Origin of the sequence: Sneathiella limimaris (assembly GCF_012932565.1) — a bacterium.
Classification (GTDB): Bacteria; Pseudomonadota; Alphaproteobacteria; order Sneathiellales; family Sneathiellaceae; genus Sneathiella; species Sneathiella limimaris.
On record NZ_JABBYJ010000001.1, the window covers coordinates 1,351,510 to 1,377,660 of the forward strand.

The 26,151-nt window shown below is 48.6% G+C and carries 27 protein-coding genes; 17 read left to right on the top strand and 10 right to left on the bottom strand.

Annotation, left to right across the window (positions count from 1 at the left end):
• Window positions 1-2: 2 nt before the first annotated feature.
• The 5 genes from HH301_RS06550 to ubiA form a co-directional block, all read right to left on the bottom strand.
• Entirely contained in the window at window positions 3-800 is a 798-nt protein-coding gene (locus tag HH301_RS06550) for an inositol monophosphatase family protein (protein WP_169567759.1), read from the bottom strand.
• A complete protein-coding gene (locus HH301_RS06555; protein ID WP_169567761.1) occupies window positions 797-2,152 on the bottom strand; it encodes a TldD/PmbA family protein in 1,356 nt (451 codons plus the stop codon). Before HH301_RS06555 ends, HH301_RS06550 begins: the two co-directional genes overlap by 4 nt.
• 66 nt (window positions 2,153-2,218) lie before the next feature.
• Complete coding sequence (locus HH301_RS06560; RefSeq protein ID WP_169567762.1) at window positions 2,219-2,995, bottom strand: sulfite exporter TauE/SafE family protein; 777 nt, start codon at window positions 2,993-2,995, stop codon at window positions 2,219-2,221.
• Window positions 2,986-4,494 (bottom strand): UbiD family decarboxylase, encoded by a 1,509-nt coding sequence (locus HH301_RS06565; RefSeq protein WP_169567764.1) that lies wholly within the window; start codon window positions 4,492-4,494, stop codon window positions 2,986-2,988. The genes HH301_RS06560 and HH301_RS06565 overlap by 10 nt, the downstream gene beginning before the upstream one ends.
• Before the next feature lie 10 nt (window positions 4,495-4,504).
• On the bottom strand, window positions 4,505-5,449 hold the full coding sequence (gene ubiA, locus HH301_RS06570; RefSeq protein WP_169567766.1) for a 4-hydroxybenzoate octaprenyltransferase: 945 nt from the start codon (window positions 5,447-5,449) through the stop codon (window positions 4,505-4,507).
• 112 nt (window positions 5,450-5,561) lie between these two features.
• Between ubiA and HH301_RS06575 the strand changes: the two genes are divergently transcribed.
• Together HH301_RS06575 and HH301_RS06580 are read left to right on the top strand one after the other, a co-directional pair.
• Window positions 5,562-6,302 carry a 16S rRNA (uracil(1498)-N(3))-methyltransferase gene (locus HH301_RS06575; protein WP_169567768.1) on the top strand — a complete coding sequence of 247 codons (741 nt, stop codon included), beginning with the start codon at window positions 5,562-5,564 and terminating at the stop codon, window positions 6,300-6,302.
• Window positions 6,303-6,419: 117 nt separating this feature from the next.
• Window positions 6,420-7,787: a glutamate--cysteine ligase gene (locus HH301_RS06580; protein WP_169567770.1), complete on the top strand. Its 1,368-nt coding sequence runs from the start codon at window positions 6,420-6,422 to the stop codon at window positions 7,785-7,787.
• On the opposite strand, the gene HH301_RS06585 is transcribed toward HH301_RS06580, so the two are convergent.
• Window positions 7,781-8,596 (bottom strand): hypothetical protein, encoded by an 816-nt coding sequence (locus tag HH301_RS06585; protein WP_169567772.1) that lies wholly within the window; start codon window positions 8,594-8,596, stop codon window positions 7,781-7,783. The two genes, HH301_RS06580 and HH301_RS06585, sit on opposite strands and share 7 nt — an antisense overlap.
• A gap of 11 nt (window positions 8,597-8,607) precedes the next feature.
• Window positions 8,608-10,041, bottom strand: coding sequence for a metalloprotease TldD (tldD, locus tag HH301_RS06590; RefSeq protein ID WP_206378206.1), 1,434 nt, complete (start codon window positions 10,039-10,041; stop codon window positions 8,608-8,610).
• A 482-nt stretch (window positions 10,042-10,523) separates the two neighbouring features.
• Here tldD and coxB point away from each other — a divergent pair, with 482 nt between their 5' ends.
• From coxB to HH301_RS06650, 12 genes are all read left to right on the top strand, one after another.
• Window positions 10,524-11,366, top strand: coding sequence for a cytochrome c oxidase subunit II (coxB, locus tag HH301_RS06595; protein WP_206378207.1), 843 nt, complete (start codon window positions 10,524-10,526; stop codon window positions 11,364-11,366).
• A 22-nt stretch (window positions 11,367-11,388) separates the two neighbouring features.
• Window positions 11,389-12,993 (top strand): cytochrome c oxidase subunit I, encoded by a 1,605-nt coding sequence (gene ctaD, locus HH301_RS06600; protein ID WP_169567774.1) that lies wholly within the window; start codon window positions 11,389-11,391, stop codon window positions 12,991-12,993.
• Between the two features lie 16 nt (window positions 12,994-13,009).
• Window positions 13,010-13,924: a heme o synthase gene (gene cyoE / locus HH301_RS06605; protein ID WP_169567776.1), complete on the top strand. Its 915-nt coding sequence runs from the start codon at window positions 13,010-13,012 to the stop codon at window positions 13,922-13,924.
• Window positions 13,924-14,049, top strand: a complete 126-nt coding sequence (locus tag HH301_RS06610; protein WP_169567777.1) for a DUF2970 domain-containing protein — start codon at window positions 13,924-13,926, stop codon at window positions 14,047-14,049. The genes cyoE and HH301_RS06610 overlap by 1 nt, the downstream gene beginning before the upstream one ends.
• Window positions 14,046-14,645, top strand: a complete 600-nt coding sequence (locus tag HH301_RS06615; protein ID WP_169567779.1) for a cytochrome c oxidase assembly protein — start codon at window positions 14,046-14,048, stop codon at window positions 14,643-14,645. The genes HH301_RS06610 and HH301_RS06615 overlap by 4 nt, the downstream gene beginning before the upstream one ends.
• A 63-nt stretch (window positions 14,646-14,708) precedes the next feature.
• Window positions 14,709-15,506: a cytochrome c oxidase subunit 3 gene (locus tag HH301_RS06620; RefSeq protein WP_169567781.1), complete on the top strand. Its 798-nt coding sequence runs from the start codon at window positions 14,709-14,711 to the stop codon at window positions 15,504-15,506.
• A gap of 22 nt (window positions 15,507-15,528) precedes the next feature.
• Window positions 15,529-15,948, top strand: a complete 420-nt coding sequence (locus tag HH301_RS06625) for a DUF983 domain-containing protein (RefSeq protein ID WP_169567783.1) — start codon at window positions 15,529-15,531, stop codon at window positions 15,946-15,948.
• Window positions 15,945-16,661, top strand: coding sequence for an SURF1 family protein (locus HH301_RS06630; RefSeq protein ID WP_169567785.1), 717 nt, complete (start codon window positions 15,945-15,947; stop codon window positions 16,659-16,661). Before HH301_RS06625 ends, HH301_RS06630 begins: the two co-directional genes overlap by 4 nt.
• Window positions 16,662-16,671: 10 nt before the next feature.
• The gene (locus HH301_RS06635) at window positions 16,672-18,159 is read left to right on the top strand and encodes a carboxypeptidase M32 (RefSeq protein ID WP_169567787.1); all 1,488 of its coding nucleotides are present in this window, start codon (window positions 16,672-16,674) and stop codon (window positions 18,157-18,159) included.
• 113 nt (window positions 18,160-18,272) lie between these two features.
• Window positions 18,273-19,670 carry a threonine synthase gene (thrC, locus tag HH301_RS06640; RefSeq protein WP_169567789.1) on the top strand — a complete coding sequence of 466 codons (1,398 nt, stop codon included), beginning with the start codon at window positions 18,273-18,275 and terminating at the stop codon, window positions 19,668-19,670.
• A gap of 20 nt (window positions 19,671-19,690) precedes the next feature.
• A complete protein-coding gene (locus tag HH301_RS06645) occupies window positions 19,691-20,950 on the top strand; it encodes a M16 family metallopeptidase (RefSeq protein WP_169567791.1) in 1,260 nt (419 codons plus the stop codon).
• 43 nt (window positions 20,951-20,993) lie between these two features.
• Window positions 20,994-21,635, top strand: a complete 642-nt coding sequence (locus HH301_RS06650) for a GNAT family N-acetyltransferase (RefSeq protein WP_169567793.1) — start codon at window positions 20,994-20,996, stop codon at window positions 21,633-21,635.
• Here HH301_RS06650 and HH301_RS06655 read toward each other — a convergent pair.
• Window positions 21,612-22,205 (bottom strand): YqgE/AlgH family protein, encoded by a 594-nt coding sequence (locus HH301_RS06655; RefSeq protein WP_206378208.1) that lies wholly within the window; start codon window positions 22,203-22,205, stop codon window positions 21,612-21,614. The genes HH301_RS06650 and HH301_RS06655 overlap by 24 nt on opposite strands.
• 121 nt (window positions 22,206-22,326) lie before the next feature.
• On the opposite strand from HH301_RS06655, the gene HH301_RS06660 reads away from it, so the two are divergent.
• Entirely contained in the window at window positions 22,327-23,175 is an 849-nt protein-coding gene (locus HH301_RS06660; RefSeq protein WP_169567795.1) for a protein-disulfide reductase DsbD domain-containing protein, read from the top strand.
• 98 nt (window positions 23,176-23,273) lie between these two features.
• Window positions 23,274-23,753 carry a peroxiredoxin gene (locus HH301_RS06665; RefSeq protein ID WP_169567797.1) on the top strand — a complete coding sequence of 160 codons (480 nt, stop codon included), beginning with the start codon at window positions 23,274-23,276 and terminating at the stop codon, window positions 23,751-23,753.
• A gap of 49 nt (window positions 23,754-23,802) precedes the next feature.
• Here HH301_RS06665 and rnhA read toward each other — a convergent pair whose 3' ends face one another.
• Window positions 23,803-24,249 (bottom strand): ribonuclease HI, encoded by a 447-nt coding sequence (gene rnhA, locus HH301_RS06670; protein ID WP_169567799.1) that lies wholly within the window; start codon window positions 24,247-24,249, stop codon window positions 23,803-23,805.
• A gap of 163 nt (window positions 24,250-24,412) precedes the next feature.
• Here rnhA and HH301_RS06675 point away from each other — a divergent pair, with 163 nt between their 5' ends.
• Window positions 24,413-25,159, top strand: coding sequence for a hypothetical protein (locus HH301_RS06675; RefSeq protein ID WP_169567801.1), 747 nt, complete (start codon window positions 24,413-24,415; stop codon window positions 25,157-25,159).
• Between the two features lie 9 nt (window positions 25,160-25,168).
• Here the strand turns inward: HH301_RS06675 and thrB are convergent, their stop codons facing one another.
• A complete protein-coding gene (gene thrB / locus HH301_RS06680; RefSeq protein WP_169567803.1) occupies window positions 25,169-26,134 on the bottom strand; it encodes a homoserine kinase in 966 nt (321 codons plus the stop codon).
• Between the last annotated feature and the right edge of the window lie 17 nt (window positions 26,135-26,151).

Sequence of the window (26,151 nt, forward strand, 5' to 3'; positions counted from 1 at the left end):
TTTCAGCTTTTTGGCGTGAAATCTTTCAAGAGATCCATCAATGCAGGATGTAGGGATTGGCCACTTGAAATGACCGTGTCATGAACCGGGTTTTCCCGGTTGTACTGGATTTCGCCGCCTTTTGAGGTTGTTGAAATGCCGCCAGCCTCGGAAAGAATGAGGTCAGCCGCTGCAATGTCCCAATCACTTTTTGCAGAGAGGGAAAGGGATGCATCATAATTCTGGTTGGCGACGACGGCGATCCTGTAGGCTATTGAGTTTAAATGATCAAACTTGGCGCCCGGTACATCTTCGAGCCAGTTATGCCATTCAAACGCTTTTCGGCTAGCCAAAAGCTTGCTGTGCTCTAAGTCGGATCGATCGCTACAGCGCAGCAATTCACCGTTTAGATAAGATCCTTGACCCACAACCGCTTCAAAGAATTCTTCGGTAACCGGGTTAAAAAGAACCGCGACAACGGGTTTTCCATCCTCAATCAGGGCTGCAGAAATTGTAAACTCTGGCTTACCCGCGATGAAAGATCGGGTGCCGTCAATCGGATCAACTATCCATAAGCGACTTTTGTGAAGACGCGCTGGATTATCAGCTGTTTCTTCTGACAGCCAACCGTAATCAGGGTGAGAGTTTAGCAGGTGTTCTTTCAGATATGTGTCGATTGCCAGATCTGCCTCACTCACCGGGTCGCCGGGCTTCTTATCCCAACTTTTGACATCGCCGTGAAAGTATTTCAGGGCAATTTCCCCGGCAGCGCGAACGGCCTTGATAAGCTCTTCTTCTTCCTTGGCGTATCGGTGGGTCACGTGCCAGCCACCATCATGCCTTCAACCCGAATGGAGGGGGCATTAGTGCCAAAACGGAATTCCAGGTCGCTGGCTGGCGTTAGGTTTTTGAACATGTCTTTCAGGTTACCGGCAACCGTCAACTCAGAGACAGGGAATGCAATTTCCCCATCCTCAATCCAGAAGCCAGAGGCGCCCCGGCTATAGTCACCGGTAACACCATTAACGCCAAACCCGATCAGGCTTGTGATATAAAGACCCGACTTGATGTCCTTGATTAAGTCCTCAAGGCTGAGGTCACCTGCTTCCATATAAAGGTTCGTTGTGGAGGAGCCGGGAGGGGATGAGGTACCCCGTGTTGCCCGCCCATTGGTCTGAAGACCCAGTTGCTTGGCAGAGGAAGTATTGAGGATCCAAGTTGTCAGGCGTCCCTGATCAATCAGGTTCAAACGCTCATTCTTGACACCTTCGCCGTCAAAAGCCTTGGAGGCGATCCCACGAATGCGGTGGGGGTCATCAACAATCGTGATGTTCTCGTCGAAGACTGGTTTGTCCATATGGTCTTTGAGAAAACTGGTTCCCCTCGCCACAGCCGCACCGGAAATGGCACCGGCAAAATGACTGAGAAGGCTGGCCGAAACCCGGGTGCTATAAACAACGGGGACATGAGCGCTCGGCATTTTTCGGGAGTTTAGATTTTTAACGGCTCGCTCACCCGCACTTTTGCCTATCTCTGCCGCAGTTCTCAGATCTGAATAATGTCGCTTGCTGTCATAGTCATAGTCCCGCTCCATCGTCGTGCCTTCTCCTGCAATTACGGAGACACCGACTGAATAGCTGGAGCCGGAGTAGGTACCCCGAAACCCGTTTGAGGAGGCAAGCGCAACTGAGCTGTGACCAAAGCTGGAGGATGCACCCTCTGAATTGGTAACGCCATCCACGGCCCTTGCAGCTTCTTCTGCAATGCGAGCATTTTCTTCCAGCTCTTCCGGGCTGCATTCGGTCGCATCATAAAGATCCAAGTCTGGAATATCGGTTGCCAGAAGGGCCGGATCAGCAATGTCACAATAAGGATCATCCGGCATGTTTTTAGCCATGGAGATGGCGCGGTCCACTAACTCATCCAGCAGCTCAGGTTTCGTGTCATTGGAGGAGACAAAAGCCTGTTTTTTGCCGATGAGAACTCGAAGCCCAAGGTCATGAGCTTCTGATCTTTCCACTTCCTCAACTTCGCCAAGGCGATAGGAAATGCTGGTCGAAGCTCCCTGTATGCGGACAGCCTCTACTGCTTCGGCGCCTTTGTTTAGGCCTTTGGCAATAAGATCTTCCAGGATATTAAGCGAATTTTGTTCGTTTTGTTTATGATCAGGCATGAGTTCTCGGCATGATTGAAGGTCTTGTTCTTCTTATAAGGTAAGAAGCCTCCAATGAAAATAAAATCAGAAAAATTGAATGAGGCCCGCGCGCCCATCCCAAAGGAGTTTTAAACCGGTAATAAACAGCAAAACATATGCTAGTTTATAAAAAAGCTCCTCCGGGACCAGTTTATGTAACTTGACCCCAAGCCAGATGCCAATTGGGGCGAGAGGTGCAAGGAGCAGCGATGTTCCCAGATTTTCAGTCGAAAATTGCCCCAGATAGGCATAAGGGATCAGCTTCACGTAATTGATGATGAAGAAAAACCAGACTGAAGTTCCAACAAATAGTGTCTTGTTAATTTTCTGGGGCAGCATGTAAAACTGTAGTGGTGGCCCGCCCGCATGGGCAATGAAGCTCGTAAACCCTGAAAGGCTTCCCCAGAAACTACCTTTGAGGAAGCTCGGACCTACTTCCCCCTTGGCGATTTTGATTTTTAGCCAATGGTTTAGTGTAAATAACAGAGCGATCACGCCGACTAATATCCGTATGAAGTCATCATTCAGATATTTGAAGAAAACGGCGCCTAAGAAAATTCCGACAATAGCGCCAGGCACCATGCAGGACAGGTTGACCCAATCTGCTTTTCGTCGGTAAGCGATTAAGCCCAGAATATCCATAGTACAGAGGATTGGCAGGATAATCGCCGCTGCCTGAATGGGGGAGATAACCAAGGTAATAATAGGCACCCCAAGCATACCAAGGGTCCCGGCAAAACCACCTTTTGAAATGCCAACGATCAGCATGGCCGGAACAGCGGCCATGTAAAAAATGGGGTCAGTAATATAGGTTATTTCCATATGGGCTTGCCGCTCCCGGGAAGGCCCAAACGCTCCCACATATCGCTGACTTTATCTACAACTTCGCTGTCCATCTGGATTTTCTCCCCCCATTCTCGATGTGTTTCTGGGGGCAGCTTATTTGTGGCATCAAGAGCAAGTTTCCCGCCAAGCCCAGATTCTGGGGAAGCGAAATCCAGATAATCAATCGGTGTGCCTTCAATGGTTGTGATGTCACGAACCGGATCCATACGGGTGGAGACTGCCCACATCACATCTTTCCAGTCGCGGGCATCAATATCATCATCCACAATAATCAGGAACTTTGTGTACATAAACTGGCGGAGGAATGACCAAGCTCCCATCATCACTCTTTTCGCATGCCCTGCATAAGCCTTCTTCATAGAAATTACGGCAATTCGGTAACTGCATCCCTCCGGCGGAAGCCAGAAATCCACAATTTCAGGAAACTGCTGCTGCAAAAGCGGGATGAAAACCTCATTGAGGGCTTCCCCTAAAACACTTGGCTCATCCGGTGGGCGTCCTGTGAACGTTGACAGGTAAACAGGTTTTTTGCGCATGGTAATTGCGCTGATGGTAAACACTGGAAATGGTTCTACTGAATTGTAGTACCCTGTATGATCTCCATAAGGGCCTTCATCAGCATACTCCTCTAAAGAGACATGGCCTTCCAAGACAATCTCAGCTGATGCCGGCACTTTTAAGGGAATGGTTTTACAATCCACCAGTTCGACTTTCTGGCCGCGCAAAAGACCAGCGAATTGATATTCTGATAGTGTATCCGGTACCGGTGTTACCGCGGCAAGGATGGTTCCAGGATCTGCGCCGATCACGGCCGCAACTGGAAGCGGCTCAATTTTTTCTTTCTTCCAACGCTGGAAATGCTGGGCGCCGCCGCGATGTTTCAACCACCGCATGATGGTTTTGTTTTTACCTAATTTCTGCATCCGATAGATGCCGAGATTAAAATTATCCTCTTTGCCTTTGCTGGGACCTTTCGTGACGACCAGCGGCCACGTGATCAGGGGGGCGGGCTCTCCCGGCCAACAGGTCTGGATTGGCAGCTTATCAAGGTCGATGTCATCGCCGGTCAGAACAACCTCCTGACAGGGGCCCGAACGGGTTGTCTTTGGCCGCATGGTCATAGCCGTTTTCAAAACCGGCAACATACCCATGGCTTCGCGCAGGTTTGCAGGTGGTTCTGGCTGGCGCAAAAATGCAAGAGTCTCACCAACTTCGCGAAGCTCCTCGGGCTTTCGTTGCATGCCCATGGCTACTCGATCGACGGTTCCAAAAAGGTTCACCAGCACTGGCATGTTGGTCGGTTCGCCTTTTTCGTTAACTGGATTTTCGAAGAGAACAGCGGGTCCCCCCTCGGCAAGCAAGCGGGTTTGGATTTCCGTCATCTCAAGATCGGTGGAAACGGGCTCGCTGACCCGAACCAATTTGTCTTCACGCTCCAACTGAGCCATGAAATCCCGAAGAGAGGCGAAAGGCATGCCGAAATCCTCATAGTGGCAGGTTAAATTTTCCAGCTACAATAGCGAAAAGTACGATGGCACCAAATATTTTGTTGGACTTGAAGAGGATAAGGCAACGATCCCCATCATCAATATCCAGCGTCTTGATTTGCCAGATTAAGTGCGCAGTCGCTCCTGCCATTATGATGTAGAAGCTAAGGGACAACTGCATCAATAAGCCACACATGACAATCAACGCAATTGTCAGGGTATAGAACGCAGTCAGCCAATGAACCGTGCTTTCCCCAAATTTTAGCGCAGTGGATTTTACTCCGATCAATGCATCATCTTCTTTATCTTGATGGGCATAAATGGTGTCATAGCCGAGGGTCCAGAATATACCCGCCACATAAAGAATAGGGGGGACGATACCCAGTTCACCCCGCTCCGCAGCCCAGCCCAGCCAGGCGCCATAGTTAAAGGCAAGACCCAAAAAGAATTGCGGCCAGTAGGTAAAGCGTTTGGCAAAAGGGTATATGGCAACAAAAACCAGGCTAAAAATACCAACATAGACTGCAAACAAGTTGAACTGCAGCAGGATGACAAGACCGATCAGACATTGAATTCCCAGCCAGATGAAGGCTTGGAGAACCGAGACCTGTCCACTTGGGATAGGGCGCTTTTTGGTCCGTTCCACCTTGCCATCAAAATCGCGATCGGCAAGATCGTTGACAGTGCAACCTGCACCTCGCATGACAAGAGCGCCAACAGCAAAAAGTAAAAACAGCTTCGGATCCGGAAAGGCGCCAGCAGGAGTTGCCAAGGCGAGTGACCACCAACAAGGAAACAATAGGAGCCATGTCCCAATGGGCCGATCAATCCGGGTCAGCTTCAGATAGGGCTGGATATTTTCCGGCGCGTATTTGTCGACCCAGTTCTGGCGGCTGGCATCCGCAATGATCCGGTCTTGATCCTGTTGACTGAAATTTTGCATAAATCGCCTGCAATTTACTTTGGTCTTGCTAGGGTTTACCTGAATGATCGGATGACATCAAATAGTGATTAGGGCTATATCAAGCCATATGCGATCAAGGATTGGATTTTAGATGGCGCAAAAACAGTTTCAGGTTCGCTTATTTGTGGATGCAGATCTTGGAGTTGATGTTGGAATTGCTCTCGATCAGGCGCAAGCTCACTATGTGGGAACGGTCATGCGCAAGAGCGTTGGTGATGAGCTGCTTCTATTCAACGGTCGAGATGGTGAATGGCTGGGTGAGATTCAGGATATTCGTAAAAAGCAGGTTCTCGTTCATATTAAAGAGCAAATCCGCTCTCAGTCAGCAGGACCCGACATCCGTCTTTACTTCGCTCCGGTAAAAAAGATACAGACAAACCTTATCCTTCAAAAAGCAACAGAGCTGGGTGTGAGTGAACTTGTCCCTGTACAGACAACTCGGACCAATGCCGATCGATTGCGGGAAGATAAGATGCTTGCTCAAGTGATTGAGGCGGCAGAACAATGTGAGCGGCTAACAGTTCCAACTATCCGGCCACTGGTAAAACTGGATAAGGCTTTGCAGGAGATGGAGGCAGATAGGCCATTGATTTTCTGCCATGAGCGATTTGACGGAAAAGATCCGATTTCAGGACTTGCGACTATAAAAGGTGCAGGTCGCTATGCGGTTCTGATCGGACCAGAGGGCGGTTTTACAGATGAAGAGCGGGAAAAAATCATGTCTTGTGATGGGGCGCACACTCTATCATTGGGCCCTAGAATTTTGAGAGCAGAGACGGCTGTCGCCGCCTCTTTAACCCTTTTACAGGCCGTATGTGGTGACTGGACCTGAATAACTCTTCGGTGAAATAGTCGTATTATGACTTGATGCGTTAATTTCTTTCTATTAATTGAAAGAATTGTCGGCGAGTGGGCGCTCAAACCGGCAGGGTAACCAAAAGGAAACGATATGTCAGGACCAGCTACAGGAAAGGCGACCGAGATCGCCAATAAAGCCCAGCTCGTAGAATTTGCGGAAAGCGGATCAAAGCCAAAGGAAAACTGGCGCATTGGGACCGAACACGAAAAGTTCGGTTTTAATCTAGAGACTCTAGAGCCGCTTCCATATGAAGGGCCGAGTGGCATCCGCGCCATGCTGGAGGGATTGCAACGCTTTGGCTGGCAACCCCAGTATGAAGGCGACAATGTGATCGCACTGACTATGAAGGGCCATTCTGTCAGTCTGGAGCCAGGGGGTCAGCTTGAGCTCTCTGGTGAGGCGCTCGAAAATCTTCACCAAACCTGTAGTGAAGTTCATACGCATCTGGCTCAGGTGCGTGAAGTTGGTGATGAAATTGGTGTTGGTTTCTTAGGACTGGGGTTCAGCCCTAAATGGACGCGCGAAGAAACACCAATTATGCCTAAGGGTCGATATGGCATCATGAAGGCCTATATGCCGAAAAAAGGCGACCATGGTCTTGATATGATGTTCCGTTCCTGCACGGTTCAGGTCAATCTTGATTATGGTAGCGAAGCAGACATGATTAAAAAGTTTCGCACCAGCCTTGCTTTGCAGCCTTTGGCAACAGCCCTTTTTGCCAACTCTCCGTTCACAGAAGGTAAACCCAACGGGCATCTCAGTCACCGTAGCTTTATCTGGACAGACACAGATCCAGACCGAACCGGTATGCTCCCATTTGTTTTTGAGGATGGTTTCTCATTTGAACAATATGTGGATTATGCCCTCGATGTTCCGATGTATTTTGTCTATCGGGACGGCACCTATATTGATGTTTCCGGGCAATCGTTCCGTGATTTTCTGAAAGGGGAATTGCCAGGTTTGCCAGGCGAGAAGCCAACTCTGGTCGATTGGGACAATCACCTGACAACCCTTTTCCCTGAAGTGCGAATGAAACGGTTCCTTGAGATGCGGGGGGCTGACGGCGGACCTTGGCGCCGTTTATGCGCGTTACCTGCTTTCTGGGTGGGGCTGCTTTATGATCAAGGCGCGCTGGATGCAGCTTGGGATCTGGTTAAGAACTGGACTGCAGAAGACCGGATGCAGATGCGCAACGACGTTTTCACAGAAGCTTTGCAAACGAAAGTCCCTGATGGGCGCACCATGCGTGAGTTGGCGGCAGAGGTTCTAGATATTGCAAGTGCTGGTCTGAAGGCGCGTAAACGCCTTGATAGCTTTGGTGAGGATGAGGTTCATTTCCTCAATGCACTGAAAACAACGGTTGAAACCGGGATCACACCAGCCGAAGAACTGCTCTCCAAATACTATGGTGAGTGGGCTGGTGATATCGATCAGGTTTTCCGTGAATACGCTTATTGATCTTCTGCTAGTTCAATCATCTCGTTTAGAATAACAGCTGCATTTTCCTGATCACGGGTCATCACATTGGCAAGTTGCCGAAGTTTATTGGCCAATAGGTGCAGCTGTTTTTCAGATTTTCCCTGTGTTGCCCGCCGTGCCAGTTCCTCTCGCAATAGGACGGCGCGCTGTCGAACTTTATCAATATTTCCTTCCGCAATTGGGTCTTCTAAAAGACGAAGGTAGTTTGCAAAGGGGATTGGGCTGTCAATCTGATCGCCTGAGTCTGGTGTCCTTAATAAACCCATGTAAGTGACTAGGGCATCAATGGTCTCAGATTTTGGTTCAGGGCCAGCGAATTCATTGACGATCACATGCCGGGTAAAGTCGCTAAGCGTTGTGAACTCAAGCACCGTTCCAAAGGGAGCTGTCTGACTGACATTCTGTAAGCTTGGTATCTCAACAGGATCAAAAGCTTTGTTGTCTTCTTGATCTGTCCAGAAGCGGTGGCTGATATCAATATGTCCGGGCTTATTGGATAAACCAGGAATAAAAAAGTTCGGATTTTTATGTCCCGCCGGATGGCAACTGTTACAGGAAAGGCCCATGCGTGTGGCCCGCTCTCCTAAAATACCCGGTGTATTGAAGAGCAGTTTGCCGAGAAGGGCTTGACCTAATAGCTGATGCCCGGGTGAAACGTATTCGACTTCTACGGAGGAAGTTGAAACCTGAGCGCCACTGGGCATCCAGTCTTCGGGCGCAGAATATACGTTTCCAGAAGTGAAGAAGGCGAGCCCTGCAAACAGGAGAAGAGTGTGAGCTCGCCACATTCTGTCAGGTCCTAGCTGGCAGTACCGCCTACGGTGAGGCCGCCCAGCAGCATAGTTGGTTGCCCCACACCAACTGGAACGCTTTGTCCACCCTTACCACAGGTGCCAACACCGCTGTCCAGCTCCATATCGTTACCAACAGCCTTTACTTTCTTCAAAGCTTCGCTGCCGGTTCCAATCAGAGTCGCCCCTTTGACGGGAGCTGTTAATTTTCCATCTTCGATCAGATAGGCTTCTGTGCAGGAGAACACAAACTTGCCAGAGGTAATGTCAACTTGACCGCCCCCAAAGTTAATGGCGTAGAGGCCTTTCTTGACGGAAGAAAGAATTTCTCCTGGATCTTCTTTGCCATTTGTCATGTAGGTGTTTGTCATGCGGGGCATCGGCAAATGGGCAAAGCTTTCGCGCCGACCGTTGCCAGTTGGGTCCACACCCATCAACCGGGCATTTTGTCGGTCCTGCATATAACCAACCAGAATGCCATCTTCGATTAGGGTTGTGCAGCTGCTGGCAGTGCCTTCATCATCTACACTTAAGGACCCACGGCGATCTGGAATTGTCCCATCATCAACGACTGTAACCCCTGGTGCGGCAACACGCTCCCCAATCAGCCCAGAAAAGACAGAAGTTTTCTTTCGGTTGAAATCACCTTCAAGGCCATGACCGACAGCTTCATGAAGAATGATGCCAGGCCAGCCAGGACCAACGATAACGTCCATTTCGCCTGCTGGAGCATCCACACTATCCAAATTTACAACTGCCTGACGAAGGGCTTCATCTACGGCTGATTTCCAGGTGTCTTCCTGCAGATAAAAATCATAACCGGTTCGGCCGCCAGTTCCATGGCTACCGCTTTCCCTGCGGCCATCTTTCTCAACAACAATTGATACATTCAATCGGACGAGTGGCCGAATATCTCCGGCACGCTCACCGCCTGAGCGGATAATTTCAATAGCTTGCCAGGAACCGGATAAAGATGCCGATACTTGGACAACACGCGGATCTTTCGATCGAGCATAAGCGTCAATTTCACCAAGAGTTTTGACCTTGGTATCAAACGGAATTTCACTCAATGGGTTTTCATCAGAGTAAAGAGCCCGATTGCCACCAGCAGGGGCGAGGGCCATCTTGCCTGATTTGCCTTGGGTGACGGCACGAACAGTTTCAGCTGCTTTTTCGATCGCCTGCTCACTCAGCTCAGAGGCGTGGGCAAAACCAATTGCCTCGCCAGAAACGGCGCGTAGCCCAAATCCTTGAGTTGTGTCGAAACTGGCGCTCTTAAGACGGCCATCATCAAAACTAAATCCTTCAGACTGGCGGTATTCCAGAAACAACTCCCCATCATCGGCGTGGTTAAGGGCGTCAGAAACAATCTTCTCCGCTGCCTGCCTGTCCATGCCTGTTGATTCAAAAAAGAGTTTGTCTGCTGTTTTACTATCCGTCACGTGTTGCTCCACTCAATCGCTGGCGATGAAAGTCCTTTTCAGGTCCTATCTTGAGAATATGTGCGGTGCCAATACAAATGTCGAGGGGAGAGTTTTTCAATTTTGAATCAAACAGTCGCACTTTATCCGAGGTTATCATGCGACAAAATGACACATCTTGACAGATGAATACCCGTAAATTTCATAGTTGATTTGTCTGATATGGAAAACCAGTATTGCGTTAAGTTGTTGTTTTTTATTATTCTTTGTGCGTTATAGGGTGTTGGTCTGGCAACAGATTTCATATCCTTTGCTTTTATTTCCACTAAGCATCTTGTTCTTTTGCCATTCCATAGTGTAATTTCCGCACCAAATTGATCTGAATCATTTTTGATTTGCACGAACAGACTGGCTATAAAAGCATATTCATGCGAAATTTGTCCAAGTGTGTTGTGTGAATTAAATAACAAGAAGTAATGAGCTATTCGAGACGGGAACTTATGATGGCTATGGTTAAAAATATTGTCGGCGTTGTTGCAACTCTTGCAACTCTCGTTCTGACAATGGGAAGTGCTGCGGCTCAGGGTCAGCCTGAACCTTGGCAGTTTGGTTTTCAGGAAGCGTTTTCACCTGTTGCCCATTTGATGCATGATTTCCACAATCTGTTGCTGGTTATCATCACTCTGATTTCACTCTTCGTTTTGGGGTTGTTGATTTATGTGGTGCTGCGGTTCAACCGCAAGGCCAATCCAACGCCATCCAAGACTTCCCACAACACCTTGATTGAGGTGATTTGGACCGTTGTTCCAGTCATTATCCTGGTGATCATTGCAATTCCTTCCATGCAGCTCCTGTATTTTGGAGATCGTGTGGAGAAAGCTGACATGACTCTGAAAGCCATCGGTTATCAGTGGTACTGGGGTTACGAATATGTCGATCATGAAGGATTGGCTTTCGACGCCGTGATGCTTGAAGAGGATCAGCTTAAAGAAGGTCAGCCTCGTTTGTTGGCAACCGACAACACAATCGTTCTTCCTGTAGATACAAATATCCGTCTCCTTGTGACTGCAGAAGATGTGCTTCATTCATGGGCGCTGCCTGCATTCGGTGTTAAAATGGATGCGGTTCCAGGTCGGATTAACGAAACCTGGATGCGGATTGAAAAGGAAGGCATGTATTACGGACAGTGTTCCGAGCTTTGTGGTGCCCGCCACGGCTTTATGCCAATCATGATCAAGGCGGTCAGCAAAGAAGAATATGAAAACTGGCTGGTTAAGGCCAAAGAACAGTACGCAGGTATCGCGCCGGCAACCAAAGTTGCTTCCGCTGCACCTGTAATTCAGTAATCGGCTAGAGAGAGGCAAGAAAATGGCGAACACTGCAGCAGCCGCTCACGACGATCATACCCCTTCAGGGTGGAAGCGTTGGGTATACTCAACAAACCATAAAGACATCGGAACAATGTATCTGATCTTCTCCATTATGGCGGGGATCATCGGTGGTGCGATGTCAGTCTTCATTCGTGCCGAGTTGCAGGTCCCTGGTGACCAGTTCCTCAATGGCAATTTCCACTTCTTTAACGTTGTGGTCACCGGCCATGGACTCATCATGGTCTTCTTTATGGTGATGCCAGCTGTGATCGGCGGTTTTGGTAACTGGATTGTACCGTTGATGATCGGTGCGCCAGATATGGCCTTCCCGCGGATGAACAACATTTCCTTCTGGTTGTTGCCACCTGCCTTTGGTCTTCTTCTGATTTCTATCTTTGTTGAAGGTCCTGCGGGCGCAAATGGTGTCGGTGGTGGCTGGACAATGTATCCGCCGCTTGCCTCTTCGATTGGTCAGCCTGGTATGGCGGTGGACTTCGCGATCCTGAGCCTTCACGTTGCCGGTGCATCCTCAATTCTGGGTGCGATCAACTTCATTACAACCATCTTCAACATGCGTGCACCTGGCATGACTATGCATAAGATGCCGCTGTTTGTATGGTCTGTTCTTGTGACAGCTTTCCTTCTGCTTCTGTCTTTGCCTGTCCTGGCTGGTGCGATCACCATGCTGCTGACAGACCGGAACTTTGGTACAAGCTTCTTCGTTCCAGATGGAGGCGGTGATCCGCTCTTGTTCCAGCACTTGTTCTGGTTCTTCGGTCATCCAGAAGTGTACATCATGATTTTGCCAGGCTTTGGCATCATCAGTCAGATTATCTCGACCTTTAGCCGCAAACCTGTCTTTGGTTACCTCGGAATGGCTTACGCCATGGTTGCTATCGGCGGTGTCGGATTTATCGTTTGGGCCCATCATATGTTTACAGTTGGTATGGACGTCGATACTCGGGCGTACTTCCTGGGCGCAACACTGGTGATCGCGGTTCCAACTGGTGTGAAAATCTTCTCTTGGATTGCCACAATGTGGGGCGGCTCCATCGAATTTAAGGCACCAATGATCTGGGCTCTCGGCTTTATCTTCCTGTTCACCGTTGGTGGTGTGACCGGTGTGGTTCTGGCCAATGGTGGTCTGGATGTGATCCTGCACGATACATACTATGTGGTAGCTCACTTCCATTATGTTCTGAGCCTGGGTGCCGTGTTTGCGATCTTCGCAGGTTTCTATTACTGGTTTGGCAAAATGTTCGGTGTTACTTACTCCGAAACACTTGCGAAACTGCACTTCTTCGTCACCTTCATCGGGGTGAACCTGATCTTCTTCCCGATGCATTTCTTGGGACTGGCCGGTATGCCACGTCGTATTCCGGATTATCCGGATGCCTATGCAGGCTTTAATGCGATTGCATCATATGGCTCCTACATCTCTGCTTTTGGTGTCTTGATCTTCCTGTACACTGTAGTTCACGCCTTTATGCGCGGTGAAAAAGCAGCTGATAACCCATGGGGTGAAGGTGCAACAACACTGGAATGGACTTTGTCTTCTCCACCTCCATTCCATCAGTTCAATGAACTGCCAGTTGTTAAGTAAGTAAACGGAGTCTCTTGTGTCTGACACAAGCTTGTTACAGGACAGCACAGCCCGGGCGTATCAAGGCGCCCGGGCAAGTGACTATTTCGCCCTTCTGAAACCACGGGTGATGTCACTTGTTGTGTTTACGGGAATTGTTGGACTGGCCGTTGCGCCAGGTGACATTCACCCTGTCCTTGCCTTTACAGCATTGTTATGTATCGCTGTTGGAGCAGGTGCCTCTGGTGCCATCAACATGTGGTACGATGCAGATATCGACCAGATTATGGAACGGACGAAGAACCGTCCCATCCCTGCTGGCAAGGTAACTGCAGGAGAAGCCCTTGGCATTGGAGTAGCCCTTTCGGTTGCTTCGGTCCTTCTGATGGGCCTCGCGGTTAATATGGTTGCAGCTACGTTGCTAGCAATCACTATTGCCTTCTACATTTTCGTTTACACTATGTGGCTGAAACGTCGGACACCGCAGAACATTGTCATTGGTGGTGCCGCCGGCGCATTCCCTCCCATGATCGGGTGGGCTGCCGTAACAGGTGACGTCAGCATCGAAAGCCTTGTGCTTTTTGCTGTTATTTTCTTCTGGACACCTCCGCATTTCTGGGCCCTGTCACTTTGGCGGGATATTGATTATGCGAACGCTGGTGTTCCGATGCTGCCCGTAGTGGCTGGTCGAGAAGCTACTCGCCGCCAAGTGCTGATTTACAGCGTTCTTTTGCTGCCCATTGGTGTTTCACCATATTTCCTGGGTTTTGCAGGACCAGTCTTCGGCGCAGGTGCAGCTATTCTTGGAGCAATATTCCTTTATGGTGCCGTGAAAGTCTGGCTCAAGAAGGATGAGAAAAGTGCCAAGCAGCTTTTTGCTTTCTCTTTGCTTTACCTGTTTTTGATCTTCGCTTTGCTTCTCGGTGAAGCCATCGTCAAAGGAGTGATCTAATGGATCGGGAAGAAGAGAGAAAACGCCTGAAAACCCGGAACTATGTCGTCGGTGGAATTTTAGCGGCGATCGTTATTCTGTTTTACCTGATTACTCTAGTGAAGCTGGAGGTGGGTGTCATATGAGTTCATCTTCCAAAACATCGCGTCGGATGGCAATTGGACTGGTTGTTGTTGTGGTCGGTATGCTGGGGCTTTCCTATGCAGCTGTTCCGCTTTATGACCTCTTTTGCCGTGTGACCGGATTTGGTGGAACAACTCAGCGGGCGGACATGGGCTCTGATGTGATTCTGGATAAGGACATCACTATCGATTTCGATGCCAACACATCACGGGATATGCCTTGGGAATTCAAGCCTGTCGAACGAAAAGTAACCCTGAAAATTGGACAGACTGGTCTGGCCTATTATGAGGCCTATAATCCAACTGATAAGCCGATCACGGGTACAGCATCTTTTAATGTGTCACCTTTGAAGGTGGGACAGTATTTTACCAAGATTGAGTGTTTCTGCTTCACAGAGCAGACGCTTCAACCAGGTCAACGTGTTGATATGCCGGTTACATTCTATGTTGATCCGGCGATTCAGGAAGATATCAACACGAAAGAAGTCGAAACGATTACGTTGTCTTACACTTTCTTTGTGGTTGAGAGTTCAGCCTCATTGGAAGATGAAGATAAAAACAAAAAACTGGCGGAAAATACTTCCGCTTCGGTTAACTGATCTGTAAAAGGTCATTGGTTTAATTGCTCTGGGGGGAACTGGAGCTATTGCAGGAGTTAAAAAATGGCAGATGCTCACGCTAAAAAGCATGACTATCATCTCGTAGACCCAAGTCCATGGCCGGCTCTGGCGTCTATTTCTGCGTTCGTTGCAGCTATTGGTGCTGTTATGTGGATGCATGACAAAGGATATGCAGTTTTCACAATTGGCATGATCCTTCTTTGTTATACAGCCTTTGCCTGGTGGCGGGATGTTGTGAAAGAAGGCGAACATCAGGGTTATCATACACCGGTTGTTCAGCTAGGCCTTCGCTATGGCATGATCATGTTCATTGCCTCTGAAGTGATGTTCTTCGTTGCTTGGTTCTGGGCATATTTCAATGCTGCGTTATTCCCAACTGAGGCAATTGGTGCGGTTTGGCCGCCAGAAGGCATTGAGGTTTTTGATCCATGGCATTTGCCTTTTGTGAACACACTGATCCTGTTGACATCTGGTACAACAGTGACCTGGGCACATCACGCGCTTCAGCATGGTGATCGCAAAGGTCTTATCCAGGGTCTGACTTTGACAGTTATTCTGGGCGTTGTCTTCAGTATCGTTCAGGGATACGAGTACTCTCACGCGGCATTTGCGTTCGATGAAACTGTTTACGCTTCGACTTTCTACATGGCGACTGGTTTCCATGGTGCACATGTGATCATCGGAACCATCTTCTTGCTGGTTTGCTTGATCCGCGCAGCTAAAGGCCACTTTACCGCAAACCATCATTTTGGCTTCGAGGCTGCAGCTTGGTACTGGCACTTTGTGGACGTTGTTTGGCTGTTCCTTTTCGTTGCCATCTACTGGTGGGGTGCAGCGTAACCACGGAAAAGGTGATGTAGATTTGTCTTCTACGCCATCAAAAGAAGTTTTTTCCCCTTTCCTCACCGGCATTACCTGCAAATGTCCGGCTTGTGGAAAGGGGAAATTGTTTTCCGGCTATATCGATGTACAGCCGGTCTGTAGTGAATGCGGTCAGGATCTTAAATCGATTGATAGCGGTGATGGTCCGGCCGTTTTTGTTATTTTTATAGTCGGCTTTGTGGTCATTGCTTTGTGCTTTTGGGTGCAACTTGCGTTCAGACCGCCATTTTGGCTGCAGCTTTTAATATGGATTCCTGCAATTCTTGGCCTATCTTTGGGTTTACTGAAACCCTTGAAAGGCGTGATGATTGCGCTCCACTACAAACATATTACCAGCCAGCAAGAGGCCGAGAACCAGGCCGATGAAACGCAAGCAGATAAAGAAACCCCTGACACATGAAAAAGTTTTCCCCCGGAATTTTGCCAACCCTGATGACCATTCCCCTGGTTTTGATTCTATTAGGGTTAAGTCTCTGGCAAATTAATCGTTATAGCTGGAAAGTAGACCTCCTCGATAATCTGGAGCAGCAGTTAGCGGAACAGCCGCAGCAACTGCCTTCTGTGGTCGATGATATCGAAGAATGGAATTATCGTCGGGTTTTCCTGACGGGTGAATTCCTGCATGACAAAGAAATTCATCTTTTTGCCCATGCCGAAAAGGGCCTTAAAGGCTTTCAGATCATTACGCCTTTCAAACGGTCTGATGCGGATACAATCGTGTTGGTAAATAGAGGTTGGGTGCCTGAATATAAGAAAGAAGCCGATGATCGAGCTGAGGGTAATATCACCGGCGAAATTCGAATCTCCGGTATTGTTCGGAAACCCTGGGAAAAGAGTTATTCGTTTTTGCCAGAAAGCAACGCTGAGAGTAATGTCTGGCTCTATGGTGAGCTGGATGCTATGGCAGCCCATCTGAATTTGACTGTTGAGCCAGTTTTTGTTGAACTGGATAAAATGGACGTCCCGGGAGGGTTTCCAAAGGGGGGGCAGACCCGAATTACGGTTCCAAATAATCACGTTGAATATGCGATCACATGGTTTGGTCTTGCGGTGGCCATGCTGGTTATTTACGGTTTGTACGGGATGCGTAAGGCTAAAAATAAAACTGGATAAGGGATATCCCATGTCTGCCTATGAAGATCTTCAAAACCGCTTTGCCCGGATGGCAACTCTTGACGGTGCCGTGGCAACATTGAGTTGGGACTACGCGACCATGATGCCAAACGGTGGGGCTGAGGCGCGATCTGACCAGATGGCGTTGCTTGGAGTGCTGAAACACGAAATGCAAACGGCTCCAGAACTATCGGATCTGCTCGATGAGGCTGAAGAAGACGTTCGCAGTCTTTCAAATTGGCAGAAGGCAAATTTACAGGAAATGCGGCGAAACTGGCGGCATGCTTCTGCTGTGGATGCTGACCTCGTGGAGGCTTTATCCCGCGCGACTTCCGAATGTGAGATGATTTGGCGAAGCGCTCGGCAAGAAAACAGGTTTTCAGACCTTTTACCTTCCTTGGAAGAGGTTGTTTCCTTAACTCAGAAACTGGCAGCGGTTAAATCTGAGGCCTTTGGCCTCAGCCCTTACGACGCGCTACTTGATCAGTATGAACCTGGATGCACAGAGCAAAAGATTGAAACTCTGTTTTCGGGTTTAAAAGCATTTTTGCCCAATTTTCTGGATCAGGTTCTGGACAAACAGGATAAAGACGGAACTTATATCAAGCCGAAAGGCATGTATCCCATTCCAAACCAGAAAGAGGTTGGACTGGAATTCATGACAGCCCTTGGCTTTGATTTTAATCATGGGCGGCTTGATATCAGCCATCACCCTTTTACGGGCGGGATCCCTGACGATGTGCGCCTGACAACCCGGTATGAGGAAGATGACTTTACCCAAAGCCTGATGGGTACACTTCACGAGACTGGACATGCCTTATATGAGCAGCATCTACCGAAAGAGTGGCGAGGACAACCGGTTGGGGATGCCCGGGGTATGGCATTGCACGAAAGCCAATCGCTCCTTGTAGAAATGCAGCTTTCCCGGAGCGAGCCTTTCCTCCGCTATGCTTATCCGATACTGGAAAGGGCTTTTGGAAATGGTGGCGACGCTTGGACATTTGATAATCTCAAGAAACTTTATCACCATGTAGAGCGAGGTTTTATTCGCGTTGATGCTGATGAAGTCACCTATCCCTTGCACATCATCTTACGATTTGATCTTGAGAGGGCGTTGCTGGATGGTGGGTTGAAGGTTGCGGATCTGCCAGGTGCCTGGAATGACGAAATGTATAAGTTGTTGAGGGTATCACCGCCTACAGATAGCCTTGGCTGCATGCAGGATATCCATTGGCCGGGTGGGGCAATTGGTTACTTCCCGACCTATACCCTTGGGGCGTTGGCTGCAGCACAGATTTTCAAGGCAGCGTCTGATGCAATTCCTGATCTGGATCAGCAAATTGAAAAGGGATCGTTCCAGCCATTGATGAATTGGCTGAAGACCAATATCCATGAAAAGGCTTCTTCGCTCACGACCGATGAAATTCTATTGGAGGCCACTGGCTCGGAGCTCGGCTCGCAAGCTTTCATCGATCATTTGATCAGCCGCTATCTGTAGGGTTGAATTCTCTGTCCATTTGCGTCAAGCCAGTATAGAAAGACATTATATGCTGACGGGAGAAATTCCCTCATTTTTGAGCCCAAAAGACAAATAGTGGGTGGAGAGATAAAGTGCGATATATCAGTACGCGCGGTGAAGCGCCGTCGCTGAATTTTGAAGAGGTTGTATTGACCGGTCTGGCACGGGATGGTGGATTATATGTCCCAGAAACCTGGCCGCAATTATCTCATGAAGAAATCAGGGAATTGGCTGGTAAAACCTATGCTGAGGCCGCTGAGATTATTCTCTATCCTTTTGTCGAGGGAAGTATCTCTCGTGAAGAGTTTCGGGCTATGACAGAGAAAGCCTATGGTGCTTTCTCTCACAAAGCTGTCGTCCCTCTCTCGCAGCTCGCAGAAAATGATTTTCTGATGGAGCTGTATCACGGACCCACTCTGGCATTTAAGGATGTTGCCCTTCAGCTACTGGGGCTTTTATATGATCACCTGCTCGGAAAACAAGGCAAGAAGGTAACCATTGTTGGCGCGACCTCTGGTGATACCGGCTCTGCTGCGATTGAAGCTTGTCGGGGCCGGGATGCGGTTGACATTTTTATCCTTCATCCAAAGGGCCGGGTGTCAGATGTCCAGCGGCGACAAATGACAACAGTGCTGGATGGCAATGTCCATAATATTGCGATCGAAGGGGATTTTGATGATTGTCAGGCCTTGGTAAAGGCTATGTTTAACGATCATGATTTCCGCGACCAACTGGCAGTCTCAGCTGTTAATTCGATTAACTGGGCTCGGGTTATGGCTCAGATCGTATATTATTTCACGACTGCAGTCTCTTTAGGTGGGCCGGATCGTCCGATCTCTTTCTCGGTTCCAAGCGGGAACTTCGGGGATGTATATGCTGGATTCTGTGCCTATAAGATGGGATTACCCATCGAACAATTGATTGTTGCCACAAACCGTAACGATATTTTGTCCCGGTTCTTCAATCAGGGCAGTTATCGCAAAGAAGGGGTTGATCCAACAATTAGCCCCAGTATGGATATTCAAGTCTCCAGTAATTTTGAGCGGTTTTTGTTCGATCTGTGTGGTCGCGATGCCAGTGCGGTTCGCGGCTTTATGCAACAACTGGATGAGGATGGTGGGTTCGAAGTTGATCTTAAAACCCTCAATAAAGTCATCTTCGCTGCGGGTGCCTGTAGCGAGGAAGAAACCCTCGCGACGATCCAGAAAACATTGGCTGAAAGCGCAAAGCTGGTTGATCCACATACCGCAGTTGGTCTTAAGGTTGCAGCCGACTGTAGGTCTGATAAAACAGTGCCGATGGTGACCCTCTCAACGGCGCACCCGGCGAAATTCCCTGCAGCAGTCGAAAAAGCATCTGGTATCTATCCGGAGTTGCCAGCCCATATGCAGGATTTGTTTGATCGGCCTGAACGCCTTGATGCGTTGCCAAATGACTTGGAAACTGTACAAAATTACATATCTGGTAAAGCACGGATATTAAATCGTTAGGAGTGAAAGTTAGGTTCTGAATGACAGTAGAGGTAACAACGCTGGATAATGGTCTTCGGGTCATTTCCGACAGTATGCCCCATCTTGAAACCGCAGCAGTTGGTGTCTGGGTTGATACAGGGGCACGCCACGAAACACCGGAACAGAACGGCATCTCACATGTCCTGGAGCATATGGCCTTCAAGGGGACAACAACCCGCTCGGCACTCGATATTGCGGAGAGCATTGAGGCCGTTGGCGGCCATTTGAACGCTTATACCAGCCGCGACCAGACGGCTTACTACGCCCGCATTCTGGATAAGGATATGGACCTCGCCGTGGATATCCTGAGTGATATCCTGCAAAACTCCACCTTTGATGAGCAAGAACTCAGCCGTGAAAAAGAAGTGATTGTCCAGGAAATCGGGCAAACACATGATACGCCGGATGACATAATTTTTGATCATTTACAGGAAACAGCCTATCCGGATCAGGCGTTAGGTCGATCTATTCTCGGGACGTCAGAAGGTGTGCGGGGCTTCAGCCGGGAGAAAGTCTCGGACTATATGTCTTCCCGTTATTTGGCGCCTAAAATGGTATTGAGCGCTTCTGGGTCGGTCAACCATGATGAACTGGTTCGGATTGCGACTGAAAAGTTCGGCGCCCTTGCCGTTGATGGCCAATCGAATATGGATGCAGCAGATTATCAGGGCGGCGACTATCGGGAAGCCCGGGATCTGGAGCAGGTGCATTTCGCGCTAACGGTTCCAGGTGTTTCCTATAAGGATGAGGATTTCTATACCAGTCAGATCCTTGCAGGTTTGCTTGGCGGCGGTATGTCCTCCAGGTTGTTTCAAGAGGTTCGGGAACGCCGCGGTCTTTGCTACAGTATCTTTTCTTTTGCATCGTCTTTTGCGGATACGGGCCTTTTCACCGTTTATGCGGGGACCGGTCCAGATCAGATCGGTGACTTAAGCCGAGTTGTTGTTGATGAGCTTTTGAAAGCGACAGAAGCGATTACGGAAGAAGAAGTTATCCGGGCGAAAGCGCAGCATAAAGCCGGCTTGTTGATGGGGCAGGAAAGTCCTGCGGCCCGCTGTGAAGTTCATGCTCGGCAGATGTTGATTTATGATCGGGTTATTTCCGCGACTGAGATTGCAGAGACCATCGATGCAATTACGGCTGAACAGCTTCGGCAGGTTGCGGAAAGGCTTTTTGTGGGGGCAACACCTACCATCGCATCAATGGGACCTGTAAAAAATCTTGAAAGCTATGATCGGTTTGCGGCAAGATTTAACTAGGGAATTCATAATCTAGCGATAAACACGGGAGGTCTGGAGTTCCATGTTACTGGACAGTTTTTGGAACAGGGAACGCAACCGGACCATTGACGCGGAGAGGGTTTATCTCCGCTATCCCGTATTAGAAGACTGGCGACAGTGGTCTACGGTGCGAGAAATCAGTCGCCAGCATCTTGTCCCGTGGGAGCCGGTTTGGGCGCTTGATAGTTTGACCCGGCGAAATTTTCGCGATCGCTTGCGCCGTTATTCTGCAGATGCCAAAGCAGATAACGGCTACGCTTTCTTCATTTTTCGAAAATCTGATGACCAGCTTTTGGGGAGCATCACGCTCAGCAACATCCGGCGCGGTGTTTCCCAAACGGGTACAATGGGGTATTGGACAGGTCTGCCATTTGTTCGTAATGGATATATGCTGGAAGCAGTTTGCGCGCTTTTGCCCACTTTATTTGAGGATTATGCTCTCCGACGAATAGAAGCAGCTTGCCTTGTGGAGAATGAACCCAGTGCCAATTTGCTCAGGAAGGCTGGCTTCACCTCTGAAGGTCTGGCGCGGCAGTATCTATGCATTAATGGGATCTGGCAGGATCATCTGTTGTTTGCGATCTTGAAAGGTGATCAGATTGGGCAAGAGAATTCCCATAATGCCGCTCTTCACAAAGCGTCAGGCGTGACCGATCTCGCCTGAAAGCGCACTTGGATCAAACCCGAGTTTCCGGATCGCATTTTGCCATTTACAGCTGACAGCTTTGCCAAAAACCAGATCCGTGTCCGCATCAACAACTAGCCAACCGTTTTCCTGAATTTCCCGTTCCAGCTGACCGGGGCCCCAACCAGAATACCCAAGTGCCAGTAAGCAATCTTGCGGCCCAGTTCCTTCTGCTACAGACTTTAACATATCCATGGTAGCGGTCAGGGCGATATCCTTATCAATCATGATAGAGGTTTCGTGCACATGATCGGTCGTGTGAAGTAGAAAACCACGCTCAGCCTCAACTGGGCCGCCGAAATGCACCTTAAGGTCACCAAGATATTCCTCATAGGAAATGTTTAATTGGTCCAGCAGGTCCTCAAAGGAGAGCGTGTCCAGGTTCTTGTTCAGAACGATTCCCATCGCGCCGTCCTCACCATGGGCACATAGGAGGATAATCGATTTTTCAAAACGGGGATCAGACATGGTCGGCATTGCGATCAGGATTTGACCATCCAGATAACCATCCTTATCTGGCTCCATATCTTTACTGATGTCTTCATTCATACGCTTACTCTTTTCTGTGACAGTTCAGATGACACAATTGTGATAGTCCTTCACAGTTGAACCCGACTATACTACATGAATAGAAGGGTTATTCTTTTCATGTGGTGAAAATTACAAAAAAATGAAGATTAAACTTGGTATTTTTGTTCTACTTTTGGTGCTAGTCAGCGGTTTGGGACCGACCTCAACTGTTTCAGCGGACACCAGTTTTACAAGTGAATGGATTGAGACTGATGTCTCAAAAACCCGTTTGATAGCGGGTCAATATGCAGACGGTGAAAAGAATACTTTACTGCTGGGACTGCAGATAAAGTTGGCGGCGGGTTGGAAAACCTATTGGCGGAGCCCCGGCGATTCTGGCATCCCACCGAGGTTTAACTGGCAAGGGTCTGAAAATATCGAACGGGTTTCTGTAAAATGGCCTGTGCCGAGTGCTTTTGATAGTTTTGGTTATTTAACCTGGGGGTATGAAGACGAAGTTGTCCTGCCCCTGATCGTTAAGTTGAAGGACAGTGCCAATCCGGTTCAAGCGCGCCTGACAGTTGACTATGGTGTTTGCGAGAAAATCTGCATCCCACTGACCCAGGAATTTGCGTTGGAAATTCCGGCAGGAGCAAGTTCTGGTCTTGATCAATCTTTGCTGGCAACTGCATTTTTAGACAAAGCACCAACAAGCCTGAAGACTTCTGATCTGGTGACCCGGTTCGCTTTAAGTGAAGCGAAGAGTGGTCAGTTGCAATTACAGGTGACCTCAACCGTTCCATTAAAAGATCCGGTGTTGATTTTGGAGGGTGAGGATGGCGATTTCTTCACAATTGAGCAGACGAATATTGCGTCAGATCACAAACGTGCTGATTTTTTGATTAAGGCAGAAGTCGTTCGCAAGACCCCCTCTTTGAGCGGAAGGTACCTGTTTGCAACGTTTTTTGACCATGGTTTTGCCGTAGAAGGCATCGCAAAAGTGAATTAAGCGCGGTTCAAGCAGTTCTTGATTTTGAGAAGCGTATGCACAACTATAATCTCAGACCTAATAAATACTCCATTTGATATACGTACGGGGAACAGAAAATGACAATCTCAATTGGCGACAAAATTCCAGCAGGGGAACTGATGGAAATGACTTCCAGCGGGCCGGCGAAAGTCTCTACTGCTGACGTTTTTGCTGGGAAGAAAGTGGCTCTTTTTGCAGTGCCAGGCGCCTTTACACCAACTTGCTCAGCCAAACATCTTCCAGGATTTGTTGAAAATCTGGATGCGTTGAAGTCAAAAGGCGTAGATGAAGTGATTTGTCTGTCTGTAAATGATCCATTTGTTATGGCAGCTTGGGGTAAGGCTCAAGAGGCTGGTCAGGTTCGTATGATGGCAGACCCAGACGCTGCACTGACGAAAGCCATGAATGTGGAATTTGATGCGTCTGGTGCTGGACTTGGCGTTCGTTCACGTCGGTATTCCATGCTGGTGGATGATGGAACCGTAAGCCAGCTCAACCTGGAAGAAACAGGTGGTTTCGAAGTATCTGATGCAAATACACTGCTTGGTCAACTCTAAGAGCTGCAGGCATTTTATGTATTGGGGGGAAGATCAGTCTTCCCCCTTTTTATTTTGATTTAAAATCTTCCATCCCTTTATTAGCAAGCTCATCGGCCCGTTCATTTCCAGGATGGCCCGCATGCCCTTTGACCCAATGCCAGTTAATCTTGTGACGATTGATAGCTGTATCCAGTTCTTCCCAAAGATCCTGATTTTTGACAGGCTTTTTCGCCGCCGTTTTCCAGCCGTTTTTCTTCCAGTTGGCCATCCATTTGGTAATGCCGTCGCGCACATAAGTGCTGTCGGTATAAAGCTCGACCGTGCTGGCCCGTTTCAACGCGTTGAGTGCGTTGATTGCAGCGCTTAACTCCATGCGATTATTGGTGGTTTCCGCTTCCCCGCCGAAAAGTTCTTTTTCTTTACCCTGATATTCCATCAAGGCGCCCCAACCACCAGGACCAGGGTTCCCGGAACAAGCTCCATCGGTATAAATCGTCACGCTTTTGTCAGTCACTCTTGTCTCTTTTCAACGCTTGCTTTTGATTGTGAAGAACAGCTTATGCCAGATAAATCAAGCAACATCAATTTGTGACAAATTAACTTTATATTAGGCGCTCATAAGCAGAATGCGAATATAGACCTGTTTGGATTCTGTATTTGGGAGCTCTCGAACTTATATGCAAAAAAAAATGTTTACCGCTGAATTGAAGCAAATGCAAAATGGTGGGGGCTTTGCAGCAACTCCGGCAGAAACAGGTGCCGGTATCAGTCAGGATCAATATAACGATATCATGGAGGCAATTCAGTCTCTGCGCCAGGATATTACGAGCGGTGTTGCTGTTCAGGAAGCAGCCGCGCCAGCGATCAACGAGGATTTACTTGAGCAGTTTCGCAAGGAGTTTGCAGAATCTCTTGAGCTTAAACGGGAACTGGAAGAGCTTTCTCGTGTCATTATGGAAACTCGTCGGGAAATTTCCTCGATTAATAGCCAGGATGAGGGACCAAAAATTCACGCAATGACTGACCAGTTGGATGCTGTTGTCGGTGATACTGAGACTGCAACCAATGCCATTCTTGCCGCCGTTGAGACCATTGAGGATAAAAACGAGAGCCTTGAGCTTAACGCAACGGATCCTGAAGAGCTGGAAATTACCGAAGCTATTGGTAATGCCGTTATGAAGATATACGAAGCTTGTAACTTCCAGGACATTACTGGTCAGCGCATTTCAAAGGTTGTTGGAACCCTTAAATTTGTTGAAGATCGCATCGCTGCCATGATTGATATTCTGGGTGGGGAAGAACAGTTTGCAGCGCTTGAAGGAATCGCTCAAGACCTGCAAATGGACGGTGAGGTTGCCTTGAGCGGCCCAACACCTGAAGGTCATGAAATTACCCAGGCTGAAATTGACGCCCTTTTTGACTAGGGTCGCGGCTTAAAGCCCATAGGATGCAATGCTTTTTACATCCTGATGGAAGCGAATTTTTCGCAAATATTCTGAAGGGTCCTTGGGTTTGACAAGGGCCCCTTCAATTTGATTTATCCAATCATATAAACGGGTTAGATAAAAGCGCATGGCTGCTCCCCGACAAAGAAGGGGCAGCATATCTAATTCTGTCTGACTTAAATCGCGCCGTGCAGAATAAGACTGAAGAAGTTTGCGGGCTTTTGTAATATTGAAGCTATGATCAGTTTCAAAACACCAGGCGTTAAGACAGATGGCAATGTCGTATGCGAGAAAGTCATTACAGGCGAAATAATAATCGATGACACCGCTCACCTTGCCGCCCAGGAAAAAGATATTATCGGGAAACAGGTCTGCGTGAATAACGCCTGATGGTAAATCAGTCGGCCAATTTGCGGCGAGGTAATCCAGTTCACGTTGAATTTCCTGCCGTTCATCATCGAGAAGAATGCCATCAGTCGCTGAGGCGATGCTGTTATCGAAAAGCTCCTGCCAACTGGACTGGTTCAGCGAGTTGTCCCGGCTCAGCTTGAAACTGGCGGCGCTTTGATGCAGATCAGCCAGACTGTCACCCAGTAGGCCACAATGTTCGGGCGTGATCCGCTTGATGGAGCGACCTTCGAGAAATTCAATAATGGCTGCCGGGCGGCCAGCCACCTGTGTCAGAGATGATCCTGTCTTGTCGGAAATCGGCCTAGGAGAGACATATCCGTGCGTGGCCAGATGGTCCATCAACCCCAAAAAGAAGGGAAGATCATCTGCATTGACGCGTTTTTCATAGAGGGTCAGGATATAAAATCCTTTTTCCGTATGCAGGAGGAAATTGGAATTCTCAACGCCTTCGGCGATCCCTTTGCAGGACAGCAATTCACCTAGATCGTACTGCTCTAGTAACTGATCCAGTTCATCATCTGAAATTTCTGTATAGACCGCCACGGTTTCGCCTCTCCCCC

What these genes read in the sequence shown, in the direction of transcription:
- HH301_RS06660 (WP_169567795.1), top strand. Translation starts at nt 22,327, where the DNA reads ATGAAGATTAAACTTGGTATTTTTGTTCTACTTTTGGTGCTAGTCAGC.
- HH301_RS06675 (WP_169567801.1), top strand. Translation starts at nt 24,413, where the DNA reads ATGCAAAAAAAAATGTTTACCGCTGAATTGAAGCAAATGCAAAATGGT.
- HH301_RS06635 (WP_169567787.1), top strand. Translation starts at nt 16,672, where the DNA reads ATGTCTGCCTATGAAGATCTTCAAAACCGCTTTGCCCGGATGGCAACT.
- HH301_RS06615 (WP_169567779.1), top strand. Translation starts at nt 14,046, where the DNA reads ATGAGTTCATCTTCCAAAACATCGCGTCGGATGGCAATTGGACTGGTT.
- HH301_RS06645 (WP_169567791.1), top strand. Translation starts at nt 19,691, where the DNA reads ATGACAGTAGAGGTAACAACGCTGGATAATGGTCTTCGGGTCATTTCC.
- coxB (WP_206378207.1), top strand. Translation starts at nt 10,524, where the DNA reads ATGGCTATGGTTAAAAATATTGTCGGCGTTGTTGCAACTCTTGCAACT.
- HH301_RS06575 (WP_169567768.1), top strand. Translation starts at nt 5,562, where the DNA reads ATGGCGCAAAAACAGTTTCAGGTTCGCTTATTTGTGGATGCAGATCTT.
- HH301_RS06620 (WP_169567781.1), top strand. Translation starts at nt 14,709, where the DNA reads ATGGCAGATGCTCACGCTAAAAAGCATGACTATCATCTCGTAGACCCA.
- HH301_RS06650 (WP_169567793.1), top strand. Translation starts at nt 20,994, where the DNA reads ATGTTACTGGACAGTTTTTGGAACAGGGAACGCAACCGGACCATTGAC.
- HH301_RS06610 (WP_169567777.1), top strand. Translation starts at nt 13,924, where the DNA reads ATGGATCGGGAAGAAGAGAGAAAACGCCTGAAAACCCGGAACTATGTC.
- HH301_RS06665 (WP_169567797.1), top strand. Translation starts at nt 23,274, where the DNA reads ATGACAATCTCAATTGGCGACAAAATTCCAGCAGGGGAACTGATGGAA.
- ubiA (WP_169567766.1), bottom strand. Translation starts at nt 5,449, where the DNA reads ATGCAAAATTTCAGTCAACAGGATCAAGACCGGATCATTGCGGATGCC.
- HH301_RS06560 (WP_169567762.1), bottom strand. Translation starts at nt 2,995, where the DNA reads ATGGAAATAACCTATATTACTGACCCCATTTTTTACATGGCCGCTGTT.
- HH301_RS06555 (WP_169567761.1), bottom strand. Translation starts at nt 2,152, where the DNA reads ATGCCTGATCATAAACAAAACGAACAAAATTCGCTTAATATCCTGGAA.
- ctaD (WP_169567774.1), top strand. Translation starts at nt 11,389, where the DNA reads ATGGCGAACACTGCAGCAGCCGCTCACGACGATCATACCCCTTCAGGG.
- HH301_RS06655 (WP_206378208.1), bottom strand. Translation starts at nt 22,205, where the DNA reads ATGAATGAAGACATCAGTAAAGATATGGAGCCAGATAAGGATGGTTAT.
- HH301_RS06630 (WP_169567785.1), top strand. Translation starts at nt 15,945, where the DNA reads ATGAAAAAGTTTTCCCCCGGAATTTTGCCAACCCTGATGACCATTCCC.
- HH301_RS06585 (WP_169567772.1), bottom strand. Translation starts at nt 8,596, where the DNA reads ATGTGGCGAGCTCACACTCTTCTCCTGTTTGCAGGGCTCGCCTTCTTC.
- HH301_RS06565 (WP_169567764.1), bottom strand. Translation starts at nt 4,494, where the DNA reads ATGCCTTTCGCCTCTCTTCGGGATTTCATGGCTCAGTTGGAGCGTGAA.
- HH301_RS06580 (WP_169567770.1), top strand. Translation starts at nt 6,420, where the DNA reads ATGTCAGGACCAGCTACAGGAAAGGCGACCGAGATCGCCAATAAAGCC.